This window comes from Helicobacter pylori oki112 (assembly GCF_000600085.1).
GTDB lineage: Bacteria > Campylobacterota > Campylobacteria > Campylobacterales > Helicobacteraceae > Helicobacter > Helicobacter pylori_CY.
In genome coordinates this window covers 445,747-461,089 of the sequence record NZ_CP006821.1, presented here as the reverse complement: position 1 = coordinate 461,089, position 15,343 = coordinate 445,747, and the positions used below count along the sequence as shown (strand labels likewise).

13 protein-coding genes are annotated in these 15,343 nt (G+C 39.3%); 3 read left to right on the top strand and 10 right to left on the bottom strand.

Annotated elements, in window-relative coordinates:
* Nucleotides 1-76 precede the first annotated feature (76 nt).
* A complete protein-coding gene (gene flhA / locus HPOKI112_RS02235) occupies nt 77-2,278 on the top strand; it encodes a flagellar biosynthesis protein FlhA (RefSeq protein WP_025275741.1) in 2,202 nt (733 codons plus the stop codon).
* A gap of 30 nt (nt 2,279-2,308) precedes the next feature.
* On the top strand, nt 2,309-3,352 hold the full coding sequence (locus tag HPOKI112_RS02230; protein WP_025275740.1) for a 3',5'-cyclic-nucleotide phosphodiesterase: 1,044 nt from the start codon (nt 2,309-2,311) through the stop codon (nt 3,350-3,352).
* Nucleotides 3,353-4,145: 793 nt separating this feature from the next.
* Here the strand turns inward: HPOKI112_RS02230 and hsrA are convergent.
* Nucleotides 4,146-4,817: a response regulator-like transcription factor HsrA gene (gene hsrA / locus HPOKI112_RS02225; protein WP_001264984.1), complete on the bottom strand. Its 672-nt coding sequence runs from the start codon at nt 4,815-4,817 to the stop codon at nt 4,146-4,148.
* Nucleotides 4,818-5,157: 340 nt separating this feature from the next.
* The gene (locus tag HPOKI112_RS02220) at nt 5,158-6,270 is read right to left on the bottom strand and encodes a metallophosphoesterase (protein WP_015427588.1); all 1,113 of its coding nucleotides are present in this window, start codon (nt 6,268-6,270) and stop codon (nt 5,158-5,160) included.
* A 197-nt stretch (nt 6,271-6,467) separates the two neighbouring features.
* On the opposite strand from HPOKI112_RS02220, the gene acs reads away from it, so the two are divergent.
* On the top strand, nt 6,468-8,456 hold the full coding sequence (gene acs / locus HPOKI112_RS02215; RefSeq protein WP_015427587.1) for an acetate--CoA ligase: 1,989 nt from the start codon (nt 6,468-6,470) through the stop codon (nt 8,454-8,456).
* Between the two features lie 107 nt (nt 8,457-8,563).
* Here acs and HPOKI112_RS02210 read toward each other — a convergent pair whose 3' ends face one another.
* The 8 genes from HPOKI112_RS02210 to minC are packed head-to-tail and all read right to left on the bottom strand — an operon-like array spanning nt 8,564 to nt 15,341.
* Nucleotides 8,564-9,004, bottom strand: coding sequence for a ribosome maturation factor RimP (locus HPOKI112_RS02210; RefSeq protein WP_015427586.1), 441 nt, complete (start codon nt 9,002-9,004; stop codon nt 8,564-8,566).
* Nucleotides 8,997-9,332 carry a 30S ribosome-binding factor RbfA gene (rbfA, locus tag HPOKI112_RS02205; RefSeq protein WP_015427585.1) on the bottom strand — a complete coding sequence of 112 codons (336 nt, stop codon included), beginning with the start codon at nt 9,330-9,332 and terminating at the stop codon, nt 8,997-8,999. Before rbfA ends, HPOKI112_RS02210 begins: the two co-directional genes overlap by 8 nt.
* Entirely contained in the window at nt 9,332-12,202 is a 2,871-nt protein-coding gene (gene infB / locus HPOKI112_RS02200; protein ID WP_025309678.1) for a translation initiation factor IF-2, read from the bottom strand. The genes rbfA and infB overlap by 1 nt, the downstream gene beginning before the upstream one ends.
* Nucleotides 12,199-12,453 carry a DUF448 domain-containing protein gene (locus tag HPOKI112_RS02195; protein ID WP_001232499.1) on the bottom strand — a complete coding sequence of 85 codons (255 nt, stop codon included), beginning with the start codon at nt 12,451-12,453 and terminating at the stop codon, nt 12,199-12,201. The genes infB and HPOKI112_RS02195 overlap by 4 nt, the downstream gene beginning before the upstream one ends.
* Nucleotides 12,440-13,321 (bottom strand): homoserine kinase, encoded by an 882-nt coding sequence (thrB, locus tag HPOKI112_RS02190; RefSeq protein WP_025276740.1) that lies wholly within the window; start codon nt 13,319-13,321, stop codon nt 12,440-12,442. Before thrB ends, HPOKI112_RS02195 begins: the two co-directional genes overlap by 14 nt.
* A gap of 53 nt (nt 13,322-13,374) precedes the next feature.
* Nucleotides 13,375-13,848 carry a tRNA threonylcarbamoyladenosine biosynthesis protein TsaB gene (locus HPOKI112_RS02185; protein WP_025275736.1) on the bottom strand — a complete coding sequence of 158 codons (474 nt, stop codon included), beginning with the start codon at nt 13,846-13,848 and terminating at the stop codon, nt 13,375-13,377.
* A 21-nt stretch (nt 13,849-13,869) separates the two neighbouring features.
* Entirely contained in the window at nt 13,870-14,757 is an 888-nt protein-coding gene (lpxC, locus tag HPOKI112_RS02180) for a UDP-3-O-acyl-N-acetylglucosamine deacetylase (RefSeq protein ID WP_025275735.1), read from the bottom strand.
* Nucleotides 14,754-15,341: a septum site-determining protein MinC gene (minC, locus tag HPOKI112_RS02175; protein WP_025275734.1), complete on the bottom strand. Its 588-nt coding sequence runs from the start codon at nt 15,339-15,341 to the stop codon at nt 14,754-14,756. The genes lpxC and minC overlap by 4 nt, the downstream gene beginning before the upstream one ends.
* Nucleotides 15,342-15,343 lie beyond the last annotated feature (2 nt).

The following is a 15,343-nucleotide window of genomic DNA, read 5'->3' as shown; positions in this document are numbered from 1 at the left end:
TTGTATCATACGCTTAAACTTTATATTATAATAAGAGGCAAACACACCTACCAAATTAAGGCATTGATTTTAGATTATGGCAAACGAACGCTCCAAATTAGCTTTTAAAAAGACTTTCCCTGTCTTTAAACGCTTCTTGCAATCCAAAGACTTAGCCCTTGTGGTCTTTGTGATAGCTATTTTAGCGATCATTATCGTGCCGTTACCGCCTTTTGTATTGGATTTTTTACTCACGATTTCTATCGCGCTATCGGTGTTGATTATTTTAATCGGGCTTTATATTGACAAACCGACTGATTTTAGCGCTTTCCCCACTTTATTGCTCATTGTAACCTTGTACCGCTTGGCTTTAAATGTCGCCACCACCAGAATGATTTTAACGCAAGGCTATAAAGGGCCTAGTGCGGTGAGCGATATTATCACGGCGTTTGGGGAATTTAGCGTGAGCGGGAATTATGTGATTGGGGCTATTATCTTTAGTATTTTAGTGCTGGTGAATTTATTGGTGGTTACTAATGGCTCTACTAGGGTTACTGAAGTGAGGGCACGATTCGCTCTAGACGCTATGCCAGGAAAGCAAATGGCGATTGATGCGGATTTAAACTCAGGGCTTATTGATGATAAGGAAGCTAAAAAACGCCGTGCCGCTCTAAGCCAAGAAGCGGATTTTTATGGCGCGATGGATGGCGCGTCTAAATTTGTCAAAGGCGATGCGATCGCTTCTATCATTATCACGCTTATCAATATCATTGGGGGTTTTTTAGTGGGCGTGTTTCAAAGGGATATGAGCTTGAGCTTTAGCGCTAGCACTTTCACTATCCTAACCATTGGCGATGGGCTTGTAGGGCAAATCCCTGCTTTAATCATTGCGACAGCGACCGGTATTGTCGCCACTCGCACCACGCAAAACGAAGAAGAGGACTTTGCTTCCAAACTCATCACACAGCTCACCAATAAAAGCAAAACTTTAGTGATTGTGGGAGCGATTCTATTGCTTTTTGCCACCATTCCTGGACTCCCTACCTTTTCTTTAGCGTTTGTAGGGACTCTCTTTTTATTCATCGCATGGCTGATTAGCAGGGAGGGAAAAGACGGGTTGCTCACTAAATTAGAAAATTATTTGAGTCAAAAATTCGGCTTGGATTTGAGCGAAAAACCCCACAGCTCCAAAATCAAACCCCACACCCCCACCACAAGGGCTAAAACCCAAGAAGAGCTCAAAAGAGAAGAAGAACAAGCGATTGATGAAGTGTTAAAAATTGAATTTTTAGAATTGGCTTTAGGCTATCAGCTCATCAGCTTAGCGGACATGAAACAAGGGGGCGATTTGTTAGAAAGGATTAGGGGTATTAGAAAAAAGATAGCGAGCGATTATGGCTTTTTGATGCCGCAAATTAGGATTAGGGATAATTTACAGCTCCCCCCAACGCATTATGAAATCAAGCTTAAAGGCATTGTGATTGGTGAGGGCATGGTGATGCCAGACAAGTTTTTAGCCATGAATACCGGCTTTGTGAATAAAGAAATTGAAGGCATTCCTACTAAAGAGCCGGCTTTTGGAATGGACGCTTTATGGATTGAAACTAAAAATAAAGAAGAAGCCATCATTCAAGGCTATACCATTATTGATCCAAGCACCGTTATTGCGACACACACCAGCGAATTAGTGAAAAAATACGCTGAAGATTTTATCACTAAAGATGAAGTGAAATCCCTTTTAGAGCGCTTGGCTAAAGACTACCCTACGATTGTAGAAGAGAGTAAAAAAATCCCCACCGGTGCGATCCGATCAGTCTTGCAAGCCTTGTTGCATGAAAAAATCCCCATTAAAGACATGCTCACTATTTTAGAAACGATTACCGATATTGCCCCATTGGTTCAAAACGATGTGAATATCTTAACCGAACAAGTGAGGGCGAGGCTTTCTAGGGTGATCACTAACACTTTTAAATCTGAAGACGGGCGTTTGAAATTTTTAACCTTTTCTACCGATAGCGAACAATTTTTGCTTAATAAATTGCGAGAAAATGGCACTTCTAAGAGCCTGCTGCTCAATGTGGGCGAATTGCAAAAACTCATTGAAGTGGTCTCTGAAGAGGCCATGAAAGTCTTGCAAAAAGGGATCGCTCCGGTGATTTTGATCGTAGAGCCTAATTTAAGAAAAGCCCTTTCCAATCAAATGGAGCAGGCCAGGATTGATGTGGTCGTGCTAAGCCATGCTGAATTAGATCCTAACTCTAATTTTGAAGCCTTAGGCACGATCCATATTAACTTTTAATGGATAAATAATTGATAAAAAAGGAGAATGATGCAAGTTTACCACCTTTCACACATTGATTTAGACGGCTATGCATGCCAGCTTGTTTCAAAACAATTTTTTAAGAATATCCAATGCTATAACGCTAATTACGGGCGTGAAGTTTCAGCGAGAATTTATGAGATTCTAAACGCGATCGCTCAATCTAAAGAGAGTGAATTCCTTATTTTGATTAGCGATTTGAATTTGAATTTAAACGAAGCAGAGTATTTGCAGGATAAAATCCAAGAACACCGCTTGCAAAATAAAAACATTCAAATCCAGCTTTTAGATCACCATATCAGCGGTAAGGAAGTGGCTGAGAGTTTCCATTGGTATTGTTTAGACACGAACCGTTGCGCGACTAAAATCGTGTATGAGTTTTTGAAAAAGCATTACGCTCTTTTAGAGCCAAAAAACACAACATGGCTAGAGCCTTTAGTGGAAATGGTCAATTCTGTGGATATTTGGGACACGCAAGGTTATGGCTTTGAATTAGGCAAGGTGTGTATGCGCATGATTAACCAAAGCTCTGAATTGAATCGTTTCATGTTTGATGATGAGAACCGCGATTATAAATTAAAGCTTTTAGAAGAAGTTAAAAACTATTTGTTTTTAGAAAATGCCCCTGTAGCCTATGATAACGATTTGTTCAGGCTTAAAAAAATCGCTTTAGGGGGCGACCCTGATACAGAAACGATGGACAATATTTCTTCAAACGCGCAAACGCATTTGCTCTCTTTAAAAAAGCATGATTGCAGCGTTTATTACCAGGATAAAAAAGGGTTTTTAAGTTATTCTATGGGGGGTATTAGCGTGTTGGCTAACCTTTTTTTAACGCAAAATCCGGATTTTGATTTTTATATAGATGTGAACGCTAAAGGGAATGTGAGCTTAAGGGCGAATGGGAATTGCGATGTGTGCGAACTCAGTCAAATGTGTTTTAATGGGGGCGGGCATAGGAATGCGAGCGGAGGCAAGATTGATGGTTTTAGAGAGAGTTTCAATTATAGGGATATTAAAGAACAAATTGAAGAAATCTTTAATAACGCTTAAAACCAAGCTGTTTGTAACAAGCTAACAAAAGCTAAAAAGAGTTTAAAAGCTCTTTTTGATAAGGTTTAAAAATTTTCATTCTATCATTTTGTATAAACTCATTTCTTTAAGGATAGAAGATATTTTAAAATAATTCTCCCCCTATCAAACCCCAACTAAATCCCCCTAACCCCCAAAAGGTCGCTTAAAAAATTCATCGCTTGCTTTTCGCAAGCTCTCTTAATAATTTGATTGTAAAAAACGCTTTTTTAGTATTTTTAGGTTTTTTTAATCCGTAATCACAGCCAATAGTGGTTTAAGTTATCTCTCTATTTTATTGTTTTTTTGTTGCGGGTATTTGGAGCATGTTAGGGTTTGGGGTAATAGTGAGCGGCTATCTTAAAAAGGAAATAACCAACCATGAAACTACTATTAGTAATCATAGTTTTAATGGTTCTCACAACGCCACTATACTAAAATTTTAGTGCAAGCTAGGGTTTAGCTAGCGTTTTCTTTGTGTATTTTTCTTGTATCCCATAAAAATCCCACAAAAATAAGACTTTTTCAATATCCAATGAAAACGGAGCCAAAGTTTGTATTTTGATAAATATTTAAATCCATGAATTGATACAAACTTATTTGAGTGTTTTTTTAACCAAAACACCCTACTGATCGCAGATAAAACGATTATGCCCCTAGCTAAACACCACATGATATGAGTGCCTCTATTTGCCTCTATTATCGTCATTAAAATATTTGATTTTACCCGCTCCACACCCTCATTCTAATCTATTTTTAGTAAAAACCACGGAATTTATTCTTCACACGCCGGTTTTGGGTAACAAAAACGATAACCTCTGCGCCTTACGGTTTCAACCGTGGAAATCCCCAAGGGTTTATCCATTTTTTGGCGGATTTGATTGATAGCCACTTCAATGACATTAGGGGTAACCATTTCAGGCTCTTCCCAAATAGCGTCTAAAAGCTGTTCTTTGGAGACGATTTGATCCCTATGTCTGGCAAGATGGGTAAGCACTTCAAAAGGCTTCCCTTTAACCTCAACTTCACGCCCCTTGTAAATAATCTTTTCTTCATCAGGGCTAATGGTCAAATCCCCAATTTCAATCACATTAGAGCCCCAAAACCTCAAACGAGCCTCAATCCTTGCGACTAAAGCCTTAATGCTGCGATAAGGTTTAGCGATGTAATCGTCCGCACCTTGTTCAAACGCATGGACTTCTTCCTCGCTTGTAGGGTTATCCGAAGAAACTAAAACAACAATAGAAGAATGCTTTTCTTTGATTCTAGAAACAAAACTTAAAGCATTTTTATCGCTAACCATAACCAAGTCATAATTCCTAATATCCATAAGATATTCCCCATCCTCCAAACTCTCTGTTACATCAGCCATAAAGCCTTTAACATTTAAGCCCTTTTCAATTTCTCCGCCCAAAACAGAATTTTTTTCAATCAGTAGAACGCGCATGGTGTATGACTCCTGCATTTAAGAGTAATTCAAGCACTGATTATATCATAATTTTAAATTAGTTTAAGAAAATATTAATAAAAGTTATCGCTTGATTAAAATCAAGCCCTTGATTATTGGTTGTAAAAATGCCTTTGAGCGTTTTTATGGATAATTTTTAAAATCATTTGCTAAAAATCACCATTTTATTGTATAATTGCAAATCCAACCATTCCTTATGGTTTGGTTGGCACCGCTAAAGATTGAAGGGTCACCTCCCCCTCCTTTCCCTTTGTCTTGGCGGTTGTTTTTTAACTCCTTGTTTTTAACCGCTTGATTACGATTTTAAGATTTTGTTCAACTAATCTTGATTTTTAGGTAAAAGCCTAAGGTATGCGATCTCGCTAGGGGCTAAAAACCTTAAAGGAATCCCCCAATACCCTGCCCCACTGCTCACATAAATTTGAGTGGTGGGGCTGTGCTTGTATAAACCATGTAAATAGGTTTGCGCCAACTTGACTAAAAGGCTAAAGGGAAAGATTTGCCCTGCATGGGTATGCCCTGAAAGCACTAAATCTACAGAGTGGCTTTCTTTGAGGCTTCTAATTTGTTTGGGCTGGTGGGCTAAAAGGATCGTGGGCTTACTCTCATTGCGCTTTTTTAAAGCTTTGTCAATATCAGGGGCAAAATTTTGATGCTTTCGCGCAAAATAATCATACACACCGCACAAATTGATCCCCCCTAAATGCACGCACTCATTCCCTAAAATCGTCAAATTAAGCGTGTCAAGAAACGATAAAATCGGCTCTATGCCATGATAATACTCATGATTTCCTGGCACATAAAAAGTGCCATGCGTGCTTTTAAGGTTATTTAAGGGCAGTAAAAAAGATTTGACTTTTTCAATGTTTTCATCCACTAAATCCCCTCCAATCAGCACCATATCCACTTCTTTTTGATTGACTTCTTCTACAATGTAATCAACAAAATCTTTTTGCAACAAACTCCCCACATGCATGTCTGTGAGTAAAATAATCTTTAATTCTTTATCCAGCTTATCCAAATAAATAGGGGTTTCTTTGATTTTAGGGCGGGCCAACCCTTCATAAAAGCCGCGCCAAAAATACCCTAATAACGCCAGATAAAACCCTAATTTTAAAAAGTTTTTTAAACTTTTACGCCTTGAATGCAAAAAATCTATTTTTTCTATGGAGTAGGAAAACCCGTAAAAACTTAAAGAAAGGATAAAAATAATAAAAGATACAAACGAACACGCCGAAGTCAAAACAAACAAATGGCTAGGCATAGCATTTCTATAAAAAACAAAAGCCGCCTCGCCTATGCTCAAAAGGACAAAAAACCCCAAATAAGCGTATTGAGAGATTTTTTTTAAGGTTAAAAACGATTTCAACATCCTAAAAGAACTATAATTCAAAAGACATAAAACCAATAAAAACGCTATGGAGATCAGCATATCACCCTTTTATTATCATAAAGTGTTCTGTCATTCTAGCATGTTAACGCTAATGCGCCCTTTAGGTTTCATCGTGCTATTTCCTTTTTTATCAGTCTCAATCCACACAGAAAGAGAAAAGTATCCCTCCCTTTAAAAGAGTGTGAGTTTGGATATAATAATAAAAAATGCGCTTAAAGCCATAGAAAGGAGATATAATGCAATTAGACGAAGATTTAGAATTTGCTAAAAAAATCTTTAACCCTAACAGAGCGTTTGCCAAGCAAGCCAGGATTAAAAACATGTGCGAATATAAAGATTTAGTACATGAAGCCAATGAAGATTATGAACATTTTTGGGGCGAGTTAGCCAAGCAAAAACTCACATGGTTTAAACCTTTTGATAAGGTTTTAAACAGCGATAACGCCCCTTTTTTCAAATGGTTTGAAAACGGCAAAATCAATGTTTCTTACAATTGCATAGACAGGCATTTAAAAGACAAAAAAAATAAAGTGGCGATCATTTTTGAAGGGGAAATGGGGGATTATAATGTCATCACTTACAGAAAACTCCACTCTGAAGTCAATAAAACAGCCAACCTTTTAAAAAACGAATTCAATGTCAAAAAAGGCGACAGAGTCATTATCTATATGCCCATGATTGTAGAAAGCGTTTATATGATGCTCGCATGCGCTAGGATTGGAGCGATCCATAGCATCGTTTTTGCTGGGTTTAGCCCTGAAGCCTTAAGGGATAGGATCAACGACGCTCAAGCCAAATTAGTTATCACAGCGGACGGGACTTTTAGAAAAGGCAAACCTTACATGCTCAAGCCAGCCCTTGACAAGGCTCTAGAAAATAACGCCTGCCCTAGTGTGGAAAAAGCGCTCATTGTGATACGAAACGCCAAAGAGATTGACTATGTGAGAGGGCGCGATTTTGTCTATAATGAAATGGTCAATTACCAATCCGATAAATGCGAACCTGAAATGATGGACTCTGAAGATCCTTTATTCTTGCTCTATACAAGCGGATCAACCGGGAAACCTAAAGGCGTTCAACACAGCAGTGCAGGGTATTTGCTATGGGCGCAAATGACGATGGAGTGGGTTTTTGATATTAGAGATAACGATAATTTTTGGTGCACCGCCGATATTGGTTGGATCACAGGGCACACTTATGTGGTTTATGGACCTTTAGCTTGTGGGGCGACGACTTTGATACTAGAAGGCACGATGTCTTATCCGGATTATGGGAGATGGTGGAGGATGATAGAAGAATACCGCGTGGATAAATTCTACACTTCCCCCACCGCTATAAGAATGCTGCATGCTAAAGGCGAAAACGAACCCTTAAAGTATAATTTAGAATCGCTCAAAGTTTTAGGAACGGTGGGAGAGCCCATTAACCCTACGGCATGGAAATGGTTTTATGAAAAAATCGGCAATTCAAAATGCAGTATCGTGGATACTTGGTGGCAAACAGAAACAGGCGGGCATATCATCAGCCCTTTACCGGGAGCTACGCCTATAAGGGCCAGTTGCGCGACTTTACCTTTGCCTGGAATCCATGCAGAAGTTTTAAACGAAGACGGCACCCAAACAAAGCCCGGAGAGCAAGGGTTTTTATGCATCACTAAGCCATGGCCTTCTATGGTAAGAAACATTTGGGGCGATGAAAAACGATACATTGATAGCTATTTTTCTCAGATCAAGTTGAATGGGGAATATGTCTACCTCTCTGGAGATGGCGCTATCGTGGATGAAAACGGATACATCACTATTATTGGGCGCACAGATGATATTGTGAATGTGAGTGGGCATAGGATTGGCACGGCTGAAGTGGAGAGCGCTATTTCTAAACATGAAATGGTGGCTGAATGTGCTGTGGTGGGTATCCCTGATGCGATTAAAGGAGAGGGCTTATTTGCGTTTGTGGTGCTGTGCGATGGGGCTAAATGCAATCTTGGCGAGAGTTTAGAATTGTTAAAAGAAATGAATCATATCTTATCCGTTGAAATTGGAAAGATCGCTAAATTAGACAATGTCATGTATGTGCCGGGTTTGCCTAAAACCAGGAGCGGGAAAATCATGAGAAGGCTTTTGAAATCTATCGCCAAAAAAGAGCCTATCACTCAAGATTTAAGCACGCTAGAAGATGTGAATGTGGTTAAAGAAATAATGAGTATCGCTCAAATGGAGGAGTAAAATCTAAAAAATGCTTTTTAGCGTTTTTTAGCCAAATAATAAGAGTCCGATTTCAATCAAGCGATAATCTCTTACAAGGTGTAAAAACGCTACCGCTTAGCGTTATTTCACCATTCAAAAAGCGTTTTAACTTTCTTTAAATCTTTATATTCCACGCTTTTGATAGCGTGATTCTCTAATTCAAAATCCGCGCTCAAATCGTTAGCGTCTTTAAGGACGGCTTGAAAGCTTTCTTTATTGATGAGTTTGACTTCCACTTTTTCGCCTAAAGAAAGCTTGAAGTGTTTAGGGGTTTTAAGCGTTCTTTCTAACCCCATGGAGCTCACTTCCAAAATATAAGCGTCTTGGATAAAATCGCACACATCTAATAAGGGCGAAATCACCTCGCTCACTTGTTGGCAAATGTCCAAACTAACCGCTCCATTAGGGTTTTTAAGGCTCACCCTTAAAATATGCTGTTCATTTTCTTTAACCAAACTCACATCATAAAGCAAGTATCCCAAACTTTCAATCACGCCCTCTATTTTCTCTTCTATTTTTTTAGTCATTATCTTTCCCTTTAGCGATTTCATTGAATATGGCGTCTAGGCGGAGCTGCTTTTCTAAGCTATTGTCTAAAACAAAACTGAGTTTTGGGCATTTAAACCACCCGCTCGCCTGCAAAACAAACTGCCTGATCAAGCCCTCAGCTTTTTTTAATTTAGAAAGGATTTTATGATCTGATGAAAGCACAAACACCAAAGCGTGGTGCTTCCCTTTAGAGCATTCCACTTTAGTAACGCTTAAAGAATTCAACTCGCTGTCGTTCAAGCTCGCTAAAGCCTCTTGCAATAATTCTAAAAGATTGGATTCTAAGCGTTCTTTATGAGCGTTCATTAGAGGGTTCTTTTTTTATGAATTTCTTTATAGGTTTCAAACACATCGCCCACTTTAATCTCGTTATAATTGTCTAGCATGATCCCGCACTCATAGCCCTTAGAAACTTCTTTCACATCATCTTTAAAGCGTTTCAAAGAAAGGATTTCGCCGGTATGAACCACCACGCCATCTCTAATCAAACGCGCCTTAATGCCACGAGCGATCACCCCATCGCTCACCACACACCCGGCTATCGTGCCTACTTTAGGGATATTAAAGGTTTCTCTCACTTCCGCTTGCCCGGTATGCTCTTCTTCAATGATAGGGCTCATCAAGCCTAATAGTAGCGATCGCATTTCTTCAATCAAAGCATAAATCACCGTGTAAGTTTTGATGCTCACATTGTATTCTTTAGCCTTATTTTTCACATTACCGGTAGGGCGGATATTAAAGCCTAAAATCACCGCATGCTCACTGCTAGAAACCAGGCTCAAATCATTCTCAGTAATGCCCCCCACCCCTGAGTGGATCACTTGGATCGCTACTTCTTCGTTATTAAGCTCCAACAAGCTGTTTTTAATGGCTTCTAAGCTTCCTTGCGTATCCGCTTTAATGACTACAGGAATGTTTTTTAATTCCTTATTAGCGACCATTTCTGAAAGCTCATCAAAAGACACTTTAGTGCTTTTACTCAAGGCTTTTTGGCGTAAATAAGTCGCCCTCTTTTGAGCTTGCAAGCGCGCGATAGAATCGTTTTCTACCCCTATTAAAACAGATCCCGCAGGCGGCACTTCGCTCAAGCCCGTGATGAGAGCCACCATAGAGGGTTTTAAATTTTGAATGCTCTTGCCTTGATCATCAGTCATCGTTCTTACTTTACCAAACGCCGTTTCGGCAAAAAAACTATCCCCCACGCTCAAAGTCCCGCTTTGGACAATCACAGTGGCTACTGCCCCACGCCCTTTTTCCACGCTCCCTTCTAAAACAACCGCTCTAGCGCTGCCCTCTTCTATGGCTTTTAATTCCATAATATCCGCTTGGATAAGAATGGTTTCTAATAAATTGTCAATGCCATCGCCCGTTTTAGCTGAAACAGGGATAAACTCATGCTCTCCGCCCCAATCCACAGGGTTATAACCAAGCTCAGCGCATTCGGCTTTGAGTTTGTCCGGATTCACATTAGGCTTATCCATTTTATTCATCGCAAAAATCACAGGCACATTAGCCGCTTTTGCATGCTCTAAAGCTTCAATAGTCTGTTGCTTCACGCCATCATCAGCCGCTATCACAATCACTGCAATATCTGTTACTTGAGCCCCACGATTACGCATCTGGCTAAAGGCTTCATGCCCTGGGGTGTCAATGAAAGACACCCATTTGTCATTCTTTTCTACCATGTAAGCGCCAATGTGCTGAGTGATCCCCCCAGCTTCCGTGTGAGCGACTCTTTTATCACGGATTTTATCCAGTAGTGAAGTTTTACCATGATCAACATGCCCCATGATAGTCACCACAGGCGGGCGCTCTTTTTTCACCCCCTCTAGCACTTCTTCTACTTCAAATTCTTCTAAGGTGTTTTGAACAGAAATTTCTAAATGGAACTCTTCGGCTAAAATTTCTATGCTATCCTTATCCAAAAAGTCGTTTTTAGTTACCATAAGCCCTAAATTAAAGAGGGTTTTAATCACATCAGCCAGATTCAAATTCGCTTTTTGCGCGAATTCATAGACGCGCACTTCTTCAGGGATTGCAATCGCGCTTTGGATCACTTTTTGACTGTTATCGTTACGGAATGCGCGTTTTTTCTTGGATTGTCGTTTGATCCCGCTTTCATTCATCCAAGGGTTTTTTCTTTGGACGCGCACCCTGTCGTTAATATTTTGGCGGATTTCTTTTTCTTCTTCTTCCTTATTAAAATTATCTTGTTCATGCAAATCAAACAATAAGATTTCATCGGTTTCATCATCATAAATATCATTGCCCTTAAAATCCCTCGCATCGCTCAAATCAATTTTATGGGATTTGTTGTTTTTGGCTGTGGGGGTGGCTTTGGGCTTACTGGGTTTTTTGACTTTTTTAGCCTCTTGTTTGTCTTTTTCTTGCCATTCTTTTTTAATGTCTTCAAAAATAGCCGCCGCGCTTTGAGTGGGTTTTTTGCTTTCTGTTACGCTGTTTTCAGTTTCATTTTCTGTTTCATCGTTGCGTTTAATGACTCTAAAACCGGTGCGTCTTTTAATGTTTTCATGGCGTTTGATCTCTTGCTCTTGCTTTTTAACTTCGCTGATTTCTTTTTTAGCGTTATTAGCGTTATTAGCGTTATTAGCGTTATTAGCGTTATTGGTGCTGTTAGCGTTGTTAGCGTTGCTTTGGGTGAGCTTGTTTAGGGCTTCTCGGCTTTTTTGGATTTCTTGGAGTTTTTGCTTGGCTTTTTCTATTTGAGAGTGGCTAACCACTTTAGGGGTGTTTTCTGTAGGGGGCGTTTGGTTTTCAAAAGTATTGACAATCTCTATCCCTCCTTTTTTTTTGGCAATGGGTGTGGGAGCTTCTTTTTTCTTTTCTTTAGTTTTTTTGGGCTTTGGCTGGCTTTTTGTTTCTTCTTTTTTAGGCGTTTTGGAAACCTTTTTGTTAAGGGGTTTGGGCGTAGCGGCCATATTCAAATCATCTTTATTGTCTTGTTCAGGATTTTTAGTGGGTTGATTGGCTTGTATTTGTTCTTTAATGCCATCCACAATATATTTGTATAGCTTGTTTGCTTCCTCTGGGGTCATTTTAGAATTTGTCTTAAGCTCTAAACCAATGTCTTTGGCTTGCTCGATCACATTTTTAAGCTCTTTTTGGGTCTTACCAAGCTCGGCTAAAAATTCTTTTAAATCAACCATACCACTCATGCTATGCTTCTCTCCTTAATCCAAGTAATGATATTTTTAACATCTTTTGGAGCATTCTTCATTTTTGAAACCGCTTTCAACAACTTTTTTTCTCCATTTTTCAAACAATTTTCACACACATAAAAACTACGACCTTTGCCATCAAATTCCATGATTTGATTTTCAAAGCTTTTCAAACGCAACAAATCCTTTTGAGGTTGGCGCATTCTGCACGCCACACACATGCGGATTTTAATTTCAGTCTTTCTCAATAAGGACTCCATCATTGTCAAAATCTAAAACCGCTACCCTAAATTTAGGGAATTTCTTGCTCAAAACCTGCTTTAATTTAGGGGCGTCCTCTTCATAACACATGTTAAAAAACGACGAACCGCTCCCTGAAAGCGTGCTCATTAAGGCGTTATTTTCTAAAGCGAGCTTTTGGATCGCAAACAACACGGGATAAGTTTGCATGCGCTTGTATTGATGCATCCTATCTTTAGCACAACAACGCAATAAATCCCACTTCCCCTGCACAATCGCCATCGTCATCAAACTCGCATGCGAAAGGTTAAACACGCTTTCTTGCACGCTGTAACGCTTGGGCAAGAGATGGCGCGATTGCTTGGTGGAAATGACCCTATTAGGGATCACCATCACCGCTTTTAAAAAAGAGGGGATTTTGGTTTTTAAACTTATCACTTTCTTTTTTTCCACAAACGCTGCATTATACCCCCCAAACACCGCTGGGGTGATATTATCCGGGTGGTTTTCATAAATTAGAGCGGTATTGACAATGTTTTCTCTATCAAAAGCAAACCCTAAAAACGCAAACGCTGAAGCGACCGCCCCCACAATCATCGCCGAGCTAGACCCCATGCCCCTTGTAATAGGGACTTTATTATGCAATAAAAATTTAAATGATCCGTCATTCCCATGCTTTTTTAAAATCTCATAAAACACTTTAGTGAAAATATTGTTGGTTAAAAACTTAGGGATCCCCTCACCCTCCCCAACCAATTTCACCGCATGGAAGCTGCTAGGCTCAATAAAAAAACGATTGCGTAAATTTAAGCTCAAACCCAAGCAATCAAAACCGGGGCCTAAATTCGCACTTGTTGCAGGAACACTCACTACCAAATTTTAAACCCCTATTGTTGATACCCTTTCATTTTTAAAACTAGCATTATACACTAAATAGGAGACAAAATGTAAAACGGCGTGTTCAATTGGGTGAATTTGTCTTTCTCTAAAAAGGGGGGCAGCATGAAATCTTTTGGCACAATTTTCAAATCTTTAAAATCGCTCAAGCTTTCCGTTTCTTTTGAAACAAAGTATTTATTGGCATACGCCAAAATGGGCGTGTTGTCGTTAAAATCAAAGCCTGTAGTTGAATAGAGTTCAAAGTCATGGATTAAAGCCAAAGTGTGTAAGAAAACATGCGTGAGCTTTAGACTAGTGAAACTCCCTGGCCCTTTAGCGTAATAAACCCCTTTAATCGCCGGTAAAGTAGGGTTTTTAAAATCTTTGAATAATTGTGAAAAAACTTCCACTAAAGCTTCACTTGTTTTTGACTTGGAAGTGTAAGAAGTGCATAAAAAATTGTCTTGATACACCCCAAGCAAAACCCCCTCGCCTAAAGAGATAAGTGCTAAATCCAATTCCAAAGAATAAACCCTAATTTAGGATTAAGCGAAAGCCTTTTGCAACGCAAATTCTTTAGCCGGATCTGTAGCGATCAAAACTTCGTAATTTTTAGCGTCCGCTAAAATGGCTTTAACCAACATAGAATTGAGCTTATGACTCCCTGAAAAAGAAGTGTATTTGCCCATCACAGGCATGCCTAAAACCATTAGATCCCCCATAGCGTCTAAAATCTTGTGGCACACAAATTCCTTTTCGCACCTCAAGCCCTCTTTATTCAAAATGCTGTTTTCATCCAGCACGATACAATTATTCAAGCTCCCCCCTTTCGCCAAACCAATGGATCGCAAGTAATTCACTTCTTGCAAAAACCCAAAGGTGCGGGCTTTAGCGACTTGCTCTTTGTAAGCGGTTTTACTAAAGACAAAATGATGGGCTTGTTTGGCGATAACCGGATGGTTAAAATCAATCGTGAAATTCAAAGAAAGTTGGCTGTCTGGCTCAATTTTAACGAATTTATCGCCCTCTCTAACCTCAACGACTCGCTTGATTTCCATCACCTTTTTAGGAGCGTCTAATTCTTTAATCCCTGCTTCGTCTAAAAGCATGCAGTAAGTCAAAGCACTCCCATCCATGATAGGGATCTCTTCGTTATCCACAGAGATCTTAAGATTGTCAATACCATACGCATGGACAGCCGAAAGCAAATGCTCAATCGTAGAAATTCTAGCGTTATCCTTACCCAACACGGTTGCCATTTTGGTATCCACGATGTTTTCAGGTTTTAAGGGGAGCTTCACGCCCAAATCAGAGCGGTAAAAAACAATGCCTTGATTTTCTCCTAAAGGCTCTAAAACAAGCTTCACAGGAACGCCCTTGTGCAAGCCTATCCCTACTAATTCCACAGAGTGGTTAATGGTTGTTTGTTTCATAATACTTCCTTTATGTCTAGTATATCGTCATTTTTAGTGATTATTTTAATATTTTTATTTACCAAAAGCCGTTCAATCTCTTTTAAAGACAAAATTTGATTTTGAAAAACGATTTGAGCGCTCTTGACTTCTTTTAAAATCAAGCACTCTCCAAAGCACACAATCGCCCCTTCGCAAACCCCATAAACCGACACACAGCCCTCTGAAATAATCTTCGCTCCATTGTGGATATTACCCAAAAAAATAAGATGATTAGCGCTATAAATCTCTTCCCCACTCCTGATATGGCGCTCATAAATCGTTGTTTTAGGTTCTGTTTTAGAATGATTGGGTTTTGAATGGTTGGTTTCTTCTTTTAAAGGCATGGTTTTGATATGGCGTCCGTTTAAAACGCGATTCGTTTCTAAAAACAAAAGCTGGTGTTTGTGCAAAATGGCTTTGACTTCTGGTTCAATATCATATTTAAAAATAATAAGAAAATATTGCAAAAGGGCATGGTTTTTTTCTAAAAATTCCATGACCGCTTCAGGATCTTGCTTTTCAATTTCAAACGCATGCACATTTTTTTGATTCGTTTTTAACATGA

Bases quoted from the DNA above. Each gene is read 5' to 3' on its own strand.
- minC (WP_025275734.1), bottom strand. From the start codon at position 15,341: ATGTTAAAAACGAATCAAAAAAATGTGCATGCGTTTGAAATTGAAAAG.
- flhA (WP_025275741.1), top strand. From the start codon at position 77: ATGGCAAACGAACGCTCCAAATTAGCTTTTAAAAAGACTTTCCCTGTC.
- HPOKI112_RS02230 (WP_025275740.1), top strand. From the start codon at position 2,309: ATGCAAGTTTACCACCTTTCACACATTGATTTAGACGGCTATGCATGC.
- HPOKI112_RS02210 (WP_015427586.1), bottom strand. From the start codon at position 9,004: ATGACTAAAAAAATAGAAGAGAAAATAGAGGGCGTGATTGAAAGTTTG.
- hsrA (WP_001264984.1), bottom strand. From the start codon at position 4,817: ATGCGCGTTCTACTGATTGAAAAAAATTCTGTTTTGGGCGGAGAAATT.
- lpxC (WP_025275735.1), bottom strand. From the start codon at position 14,757: ATGAAACAAACAACCATTAACCACTCTGTGGAATTAGTAGGGATAGGC.
- acs (WP_015427587.1), top strand. From the start codon at position 6,468: ATGCAATTAGACGAAGATTTAGAATTTGCTAAAAAAATCTTTAACCCT.
- HPOKI112_RS02220 (WP_015427588.1), bottom strand. From the start codon at position 6,270: ATGCTGATCTCCATAGCGTTTTTATTGGTTTTATGTCTTTTGAATTAT.
- infB (WP_025309678.1), bottom strand. From the start codon at position 12,202: ATGAGTGGTATGGTTGATTTAAAAGAATTTTTAGCCGAGCTTGGTAAG.
- rbfA (WP_015427585.1), bottom strand. From the start codon at position 9,332: ATGAACGCTCATAAAGAACGCTTAGAATCCAATCTTTTAGAATTATTG.